General features: G+C 73.0%; 8 protein-coding genes and 1 pseudogene. 7 read left to right on the top strand and 2 right to left on the bottom strand.

Annotation, left to right across the window (positions count from 1 at the left end):
• A pseudogene (locus ACLU3S_RS20915) lies at positions 1–344 on the bottom strand (hypothetical protein); the annotation flags it as partial.
• Between the two features lie 333 nt (positions 345–677).
• Between ACLU3S_RS20915 and ACLU3S_RS20910 the strand changes: the two are divergent.
• The 4 genes from ACLU3S_RS20910 to ACLU3S_RS20895 are packed head-to-tail and all read left to right on the top strand — an operon-like array spanning position 678 to position 2,877.
• Positions 678–1,574 carry a DMT family transporter gene (locus ACLU3S_RS20910; RefSeq protein WP_413953435.1) on the top strand — a complete coding sequence of 299 codons (897 nt, stop codon included), beginning with the start codon at positions 678–680 and terminating at the stop codon, positions 1,572–1,574.
• 50 nt (positions 1,575–1,624) lie between these two features.
• Positions 1,625–2,140, top strand: coding sequence for an NUDIX hydrolase (locus ACLU3S_RS20905; RefSeq protein ID WP_413953434.1), 516 nt, complete (start codon positions 1,625–1,627; stop codon positions 2,138–2,140).
• 21 nt (positions 2,141–2,161) lie between these two features.
• Complete coding sequence (locus ACLU3S_RS20900; protein WP_413953433.1) at positions 2,162–2,554, top strand: YidH family protein; 393 nt, start codon at positions 2,162–2,164, stop codon at positions 2,552–2,554.
• On the top strand, positions 2,551–2,877 hold the full coding sequence (locus ACLU3S_RS20895) for a DUF202 domain-containing protein (protein WP_413953432.1): 327 nt from the start codon (positions 2,551–2,553) through the stop codon (positions 2,875–2,877). The genes ACLU3S_RS20900 and ACLU3S_RS20895 overlap by 4 nt, the downstream gene beginning before the upstream one ends.
• Positions 2,878–2,978: 101 nt before the next feature.
• Here the strand turns inward: ACLU3S_RS20895 and ACLU3S_RS20890 are convergent, their stop codons facing one another.
• Complete coding sequence (locus ACLU3S_RS20890) at positions 2,979–3,917, bottom strand: NADP-dependent oxidoreductase (protein ID WP_413953431.1); 939 nt, start codon at positions 3,915–3,917, stop codon at positions 2,979–2,981.
• 115 nt (positions 3,918–4,032) lie between these two features.
• Between ACLU3S_RS20890 and ACLU3S_RS20885 the strand changes: the two genes are divergently transcribed.
• The 3 genes from ACLU3S_RS20885 to ACLU3S_RS20875 all read left to right on the top strand — a co-directional run bounded on the left by ACLU3S_RS20885 (position 4,033) and on the right by ACLU3S_RS20875 (position 6,748).
• Positions 4,033–4,332, top strand: coding sequence for a hypothetical protein (locus ACLU3S_RS20885; protein ID WP_413953430.1), 300 nt, complete (start codon positions 4,033–4,035; stop codon positions 4,330–4,332).
• 169 nt (positions 4,333–4,501) lie between these two features.
• On the top strand, positions 4,502–5,524 hold the full coding sequence (locus tag ACLU3S_RS20880) for a phosphotransferase family protein (RefSeq protein ID WP_413953429.1): 1,023 nt from the start codon (positions 4,502–4,504) through the stop codon (positions 5,522–5,524).
• Between the two features lie 6 nt (positions 5,525–5,530).
• Positions 5,531–6,748, top strand: a complete 1,218-nt coding sequence (locus ACLU3S_RS20875; RefSeq protein WP_413953428.1) for an acyl-CoA dehydrogenase family protein — start codon at positions 5,531–5,533, stop codon at positions 6,746–6,748.
• Positions 6,749–6,847 lie beyond the last annotated feature (99 nt).

Below are 6,847 nucleotides of genomic sequence, written 5' to 3'. Positions count from 1 at the left end.
TCCTCCTTGCCGCGCAGCGCACGGTGGACCTGGGCCAGGGCGAACAGCGCGGCGGCGTCCGCGGACGCGGGCTCGGCCTGGAGCCAGTCACTCGCCCAGGCGACGGCGTACGGCTCCCGGGCGAGCACGGTCAGCCGGTGGCCGCGGCGGTCCCAGTCGTCACCCGTGTGCAGCAGTAAGGAGCGGGCGGCCTGCCGGCGGCCCTGGGCCAACGCGCTGCGCGCGGTGCGCAGTTCCGCGTCGCCGAGGGTGTCGTCGAAGGCGGCGGAGTCGTCCGGGGCGGTGTCGCCGGGCTGGTCCGTGAGGGCCCGGCGAACGCCGAGCACGGGTGGGAGTGGGGGCACCGCGGGACTTCCTGTTTCTCGGGCTGCCATCGACCGATCACGCACAGCAAACCCGCAGCCAAGGTTTGCGTCAAGCGGAACCCGGCGGTTGCGCAGTTCAACTACCTTGTTACATAAGGGAGTTGCATTAATTTCGCGCAGGTGGGGACGGCGGTGGGCGGGTGCCGCGGGCCGGATTCCTGTGGCGTACGCCATGGCGCCGGGCGACCGGCCGGAGCACGATGGCGAGTCGACTCCCCGGTTCCGGGTACTCTCCGGGTCAATGCCGCTCCGGGAGCGCTACAGTCGGCGACTACGCGTCCGTGGTCCGGCCGGATGATCGAGGTACGCAGCGTGTCCGTTCTGGTTCTCCTCCTCTCCGTGAGCGCGGCGTGCTGTCTGGGCTTCGGGTTCGTGCTCCAGCAGAACGCCGCTCAGCAGGCGCCGCTGAGCGACTTCCTGTCGTTCCGGCTGCTGCTCGACCTGATGCGGGTGCCGCGCTGGCTGGGCGGGCTCGGCCTGATGGTGGCCGGCATGGTGCTGGGCGCGATCGCCCTCGGCAAGGGCGAGATCTCCCTGGTCGAACCGCTGCTCGCGACCAATCTGCTGTTCGCGCTCGCGCTGTCCCGGTACCAGACCGAACAGCCCCTGGGCCGCCAGGGTTGGGCGGGTCTCCTGCTGCTCGCGGGCGGGGTGAGCGCGTTCATCGTCGCGGGCCAGCCGCGCGGCGGCAGCGCCGTCACCGACCCGCTGCGGCACTGGGTGATCATCGGCGCCATGGTGGGCGGCGCCATGGTGCTCACCACCTACGCCAAGCGGTCCCGGCTGAGCTGGGGCCCGGTGCTGCTGGCGCTGGCCGCCGGGCTGCTCTACGGCGTGCAGGACGCGCTGACCCGGGTGAGCGGCACGCGCTTCTCCGACGGCGGCTTCGCGGAGCTGTTCACGGGCTGGCAGCCGTACGGCGTGGTCGCGTGCGGGGTCACCGGGCTGATCCTGGTGCAGAGCGCCTTCGAGACGGCTCCGCTGCGGATGTCGCTGCCCGCGCTGACCGCCGCCGAACCGCTCGCCGGGATCCTGTGCGGGGTGGGCTTCCTCGGCGACCGGCTGCACACCGACACCGGGGCGCTGGCCTGGGAGGCGGTGGGGCTCGCCGCCGTGGTCGCGGGGATCGTGCTGCTCGGGGCGCACCCGGCGATGCCGTGCGGCACGCCGGAGGCGGAGCCGTCGGCCCGGGACCTGCAGCGGCGCTGAGCCGCGGGGCCCCGCACCCGCCCGCGCGGAGCCCCTGCTTGGATACCGCCATGAACCCTGCTGACGAGATCCTCGACATCGTCGACGAGCACGACCGGGTCGTCGGCCAGTGCCCGCGCGGCGAGGCGTACGCCCGCGGACTGCGCCACCGCTGCGTCTTCGTCCAGGCCCGGGACACGGCCGGGCGGCTCTTCGTCCACCGGCGCACGGCCGGCAAGCTGGTGTTCCCCTCCCTGTACGACCTCTTCGTCGGCGGAGTCGTCGGCGCGGGCGAGTCCTACGACGAGGCGGCGCTGCGGGAGGCCGAGGAGGAGCTGGGGGTGAGCGGTCTGCCCCGGCCGACGTACCTGTTCAAGTTCCTCTACGACGACGGGGCCGGCAAGAGCTGGTGGTCCGCGGTGTACGAGGTGCGCTGCGAGCTGCCCGTGCGCCCGCAGGCGGAGGAGATCCAGTGGCACGGCTTCCTGACCGACGACGAGGTCGCACGGCGGCTCGGCGAGTGGACGTGGGTGCCGGACGGGCTGGCCGCGTACGAGCGGCTGAGGGCGTTCAGGGCGGGCCGGTGAGGCCCCGGTAAGGTCGGCCGCGTGAGCGACTTCGTGCGAAACGTCCGGCTGTGGTTCGCGCCGGAGCAGGTGCGGGCCGAGGGCGGCACACCCGACTACCGCTTCTCGCTGGCCAACGAGCGCACCTTCCTCGCCTGGCTGCGCACCGCGCTCGCGCTGATCGGCGGCGGATTCGCGGTGGACCAGTTCCTGCCGGACCTGCGCTGGGCCTGGCGGGTCGGGCTGGCGCTCGCGCTGCTGGCGGCCGGTGTGCTGTGCTCACTGCGGGCGGTGAACCACTGGGTGCGCTGCGAGCGGGCGATGCGGCGCGGCGAGGACCTGCCCGCGTCCCGCTTCCCGGCGCTGCTGAGCCTGGTCGTGGCCGTGGTGGCCGTCGCGATGGTCGTGGTGGTGCTGGCAGGGTGGGAGTCGTGACGGCAGGCGCGGAGCCGGCCGGCCGGGACCCGGGGCTCCAGCCCGAACGCACCCGCCTCGCCTGGCGGCGTACGACGCTCTCGGCCGCCGTCGCCGCCGTACTCGCCGTGAAGGCCGCGCTGCACGGTGGGGTCTCCGCCACCGGGATCCTGGTGTGCGCGCTGTGCTGCGCGCTGTGGCTGGGGTTCCTGTGCGTGGCTCAGCAGCGCATCCGGGCCCTCGCGACCGGTCCGCGCCCCCCGGCCCTCGCGCCCCGGCACGCCACGGCGGCCGTGCTGTGCGCGGTGGCGTTGGCGCTCTGCGCCGCGATGCTGGTGGTCTGACGGTCCCGCCTCAGGCGCGCCGAGCGCCGTGGCGACGGCGCTGTGCGGGCGATCCGAGGGTCTCGCTCCACCCGCCGGCCTGGGGTCTCGCCCCACAGGCGTCATGCGCCGTCCGGGGCCACCGTGACCACGATCTTCCCGCGCGTGTGGCCCTCCCGGTTCAGCCGCTGCGCGTCCGCCGTCCGTTCCAGCGGGAAGGTCTCCTGGACGGGCACGCGCAGGGCGCCCTGTTCGGCCAATTCGGTCAGCCGGGTCAGGTCCTCGGTGTCCGGGCGGACGAAGCAGTAGCGGCCGCCGTAGCCGACCACCCCGGGATCGGCGATCGAGGCCATGCGGCCCTCCGTGGCCAGCAGGTTGGCTGAGGTCTTCAGCGTGTCGCCGCCGATGGTGTCGAAGACCGCGTCCACCCCTGCGGGGGCCTGCGCGCGCACCCGTTCACCCAGGCCCTCGCCGTAGGTCACCGGTTCACCGCCGAGGCCGCGCACATACTCGTGGTTGCGTTCGCTCGCGGTGCCGATGACCCGGGCGCCGAGGTGGGCGGCGATCTGGACGGCCAGGGAGCCGACCCCGCCGGCCGCCGCGTGAACCAGGACGGTCTCGCCGCGCCCGACCTGCAGCGCCTTGACCAGCACCTGGTAGGCGGTGAGCCCGGCCAGCGGGAGACCGGCGGCCTCCTCGAAGGAGAGGTTGCGCGGCTTGCGGGCCAGCGTGCGCACGGGCGCGGCGACGTACTCGGCGAAGGTGCCCCGGGAGAGGAAGTCCTCGCGGACGTAGCCGATCACCTCGTCGCCGGCGGAGAACTCCGGGACCGCTGCACCGGGCCGGACCACCACCCCGCTGACGTCCCAGCCGGGGATCACCGGGAAGACCGCGTCGAGGAGGGAGTCGAGGTAGCCCTCGCGGCACTTCCAGTCGACCGGGTTGACGGCCGCCGCGCGCACCCTGACCAGCACCTGGTCCGGGCCGACCTTCGGGTCGCGCACCTCGCCGTACTCCAGAACCTCGGGACCGCCGTAACGGTTGTAGCTGATGCCCTTCATGCCCTCGACGCTCCGGGGTACTCGCCCGCCACGCAACCGGTATGCCCCTATTTGCACCGTTCGCGCGCGTAACCTGTCCGTCGTCCACACCCCCGCACCCCCGAAGGTGAGCAGCATGACGGTCCTTCACCAGGAACACGCCGAGCACGGGACGCACAGCCACGGTCCGGAGTGCGGGCACACGGCCGTGCGCCACGGCGACCACGTCGACTACGCGCACGACGGCCATCTCCACCGGGAGCACGACGGCCACTGGGACGAGTGCGAGCCGTCCGGGCACACCGTGCACGAGGGTCACGAGCACGTGCACCACGACGAGTGCGGGCACGCCCAGGTGCGCCACGGCGACCACGTCGACTACCTGCACGACGGGCACCGCCACGCCGAGCACGAGAACCACTGGGACGACCACTGAGGCGGTGACGGCGGGCCGGCGGCTCCCCGGGGCAGCGCGCCGGGGGGCCGTCGGCCTATGGTGGCTCCGGTCACGTTTCCCGCCAGGTTGGGGCCGCCCACTGGACTACATACCGACCGGTCGGCATCATGAGTCGGGTCTTGTTCACCCGGTTCTGCAGGAGTGATGTATGAGCGCCGACCACCCGCCCGGACTCGACCTGGACCGGCTGCGTGCCCTGCTCGAGCGCGAGCGCCCCGGCCTGGTGCGCGGCCCCCTGAGCGGACGGCTGATCGAGGGCGGACGGTCGAACCTCACCTACGCGCTCTCGGACGGCACCTCGAAGTGGGTCGTGCGCCGGCCGCCGCTCGGCCATGTGCTGGCCACCGCGCACGACATGAAGCGCGAGCACCGGGTGATCAGCGCGCTGCACCCGACGTCCGTGCCGGTCCCCCGCCCGCTGCTGCTGTGGGAGGACGAGGAGGTGCTGGGGGCGCCGTTCTACGTCATGGAGTTCGTCGAGGGCACCCCCTACCGCACCGCCCAGCAGCTCGCCCCGCTGGGCGCCGAGCGCACCCGGAACGCGGTGCTGTCCCTGGTGGACACGCTGGTGGAGCTGCATGCCGTGGACCCCGCCGAGGTGGGCCTCGCCGACTTCGGCCGCCCGGAGGGCTTCCTGGACCGGCAGCTGCGCCGCTGGGGCAAGCAGCTGGCCGCCTCCCGCAACCGCGACCTGCCCGGCATCGAGGAGCTGCACGCCGCCCTCGGCCGCGCGCTGCCGGCCTCCCCCGCCCCGGCCGTCGTACACGGCGACTACCGGCTCGACAACGTCCTGATCGGCGACGACGACCGGATCAGGGCCATTCTCGACTGGGAGATGTCCACGCTCGGCGACCCGCTGACCGACCTCGGCCTGCTGGTGATGTACAGCCGGCCGCTGGGCATGGCCCACTCCCCCGTCTCCACCACCGCCGAGGCGCCGGGGCACCCCTCCCCGCAGGAGCTGATCGAGCGGTACGCCGAGCGCTCCGGGCGCGATGTGTCGGCCGTCTCCTGGTACACGGCGTTCGCCTGGTTCAAGCTCGCCGTGATCCTGGAGGGCATCCACTACCGGTACACGCTCGGCCAGACGGTCGGCCGCGGCTTCGACCGCATCGGCGACCTCGTACCCGTCTTCATCGACCACGGACTGACCACTCTTCAGGAAGGCTGACCGGTCATGGACTTCGCGTTCGACGCGCGCACCGAGGAGCTGCGCGCCAGGCTCCTCGCCTTCATGGACGAGCACGTGTACCCCGCCGAGGCGGTGGCCGAGGAGCAGCGGGCCGCGCTCGCCTCCCCCTGGGACGTCCCGGCCGTGGTCGAGGAGCTGAAGGCCGAGGCCCGCAAGCAGGGGCTGTGGAACCTCTTCCTGCCCGACGAGGAGTACGGCGCCGGGCTGACGAACCTGCAGTACGCGCCGCTCGCCGAGATCACCGGCCGCTCCCCGCAGCTCGCGCCCACCGCCCTCAACTGCGCGGCCCCGGACACCGGGAACATGGAGGTGCTGGCGCAGTTCGGCAACGAGCAGCAGAAGAAGCAGTGGCTGGAGCCGCTGCTGGCCGGTGAGATCCGCTCCGCCTTCGCCATGACCGAGCCGGAGGTGGCGTCCTCGGACGCCACCAACATCACCACGCACATCGAGCGGGACGGCGACGAGTACGTCATCACCGGTCGCAAGTGGTACATCTCCGGGGCGATGAACCCGGACTGCAGGATCTTCATCGTGATGGGCAAGACGGCGCCGGACGGGGCGGACATCCGCCGCCAGCAGTCCATGGTGCTGGTCCCGCGCGACACCCCGGGCGTGACCGTCAGGCGCGCCATGCGGGTCTTCGGCTACGAGGACCACTACCACGGCGGCCACGCCGAGGTCGTCTTCGACCACGCGCGCGTGCCGGTGTCGAACCTGATCGGCGAGGAGGGCGGCGGCTTCGCCATCGCCCAGGCGCGGCTCGGGCCCGGCCGGATCCACCACTGCATGCGGCTGATCGGCATGGCCGAGCGGGCGATCGAGCTGATGTGCCGCCGGGCGGTGTCCCGGACGGCGTTCGGCAAGGCGCTGGCCCAGCAGGGCGTGGTGCAGAACTGGATCGCCGACGCCCGGGTCACCGTCGAGCAGCTGCGGCTGCTGGTGCTGAAGACGGCCTGGCTGATGGACACCGTCGGCAACAGGGGCGCCCACACCGAGATCCAGGCCATCAAGATCGCCACGCCCCGCGCGGTGGTCGGCATCCTGGACCGCGCCATCCAGCTGCACGGCGCCGGCGGCGTGAGCCAGGACTTCCCCCTGGCCGAGCTCTACGCCGGCGCCCGCACCCTGATGCTCGCGGACGGCCCGGACGAGGTCCACCAGCGGTCGCTGGCGCGGCGGGAGCTGAAGAAGTACCTCCCGTAGCCGCCCCTGGGGACGGCGGTCCGGCGCCTGGCCGCCCACTGCCGTCCCGAGCGCCGGGTCACGTGTGACGTGACCCGGACCGGGCTGCCGGTCGAGTCG

The organism is Streptomyces sp. AF1A (assembly GCF_047340315.1).
Taxonomy (GTDB): domain Bacteria; phylum Actinomycetota; class Actinomycetes; order Streptomycetales; family Streptomycetaceae; genus Streptomyces.
Note: the sequence above shows the minus strand (reverse complement) of the source record. Positions and strands in the feature narration are given on the sequence as shown.

Coding starts and splice junctions, on each gene's coding strand:
- ACLU3S_RS20880 (WP_413953429.1), top strand. CDS start 4,502: ATGAGCGCCGACCACCCGCCCGGACTCGACCTGGACCGGCTGCGTGCC.
- ACLU3S_RS20890 (WP_413953431.1), bottom strand. CDS start 3,917: ATGAAGGGCATCAGCTACAACCGTTACGGCGGTCCCGAGGTTCTGGAG.
- ACLU3S_RS20905 (WP_413953434.1), top strand. CDS start 1,625: ATGAACCCTGCTGACGAGATCCTCGACATCGTCGACGAGCACGACCGG.
- ACLU3S_RS20885 (WP_413953430.1), top strand. CDS start 4,033: ATGACGGTCCTTCACCAGGAACACGCCGAGCACGGGACGCACAGCCAC.
- ACLU3S_RS20875 (WP_413953428.1), top strand. CDS start 5,531: ATGGACTTCGCGTTCGACGCGCGCACCGAGGAGCTGCGCGCCAGGCTC.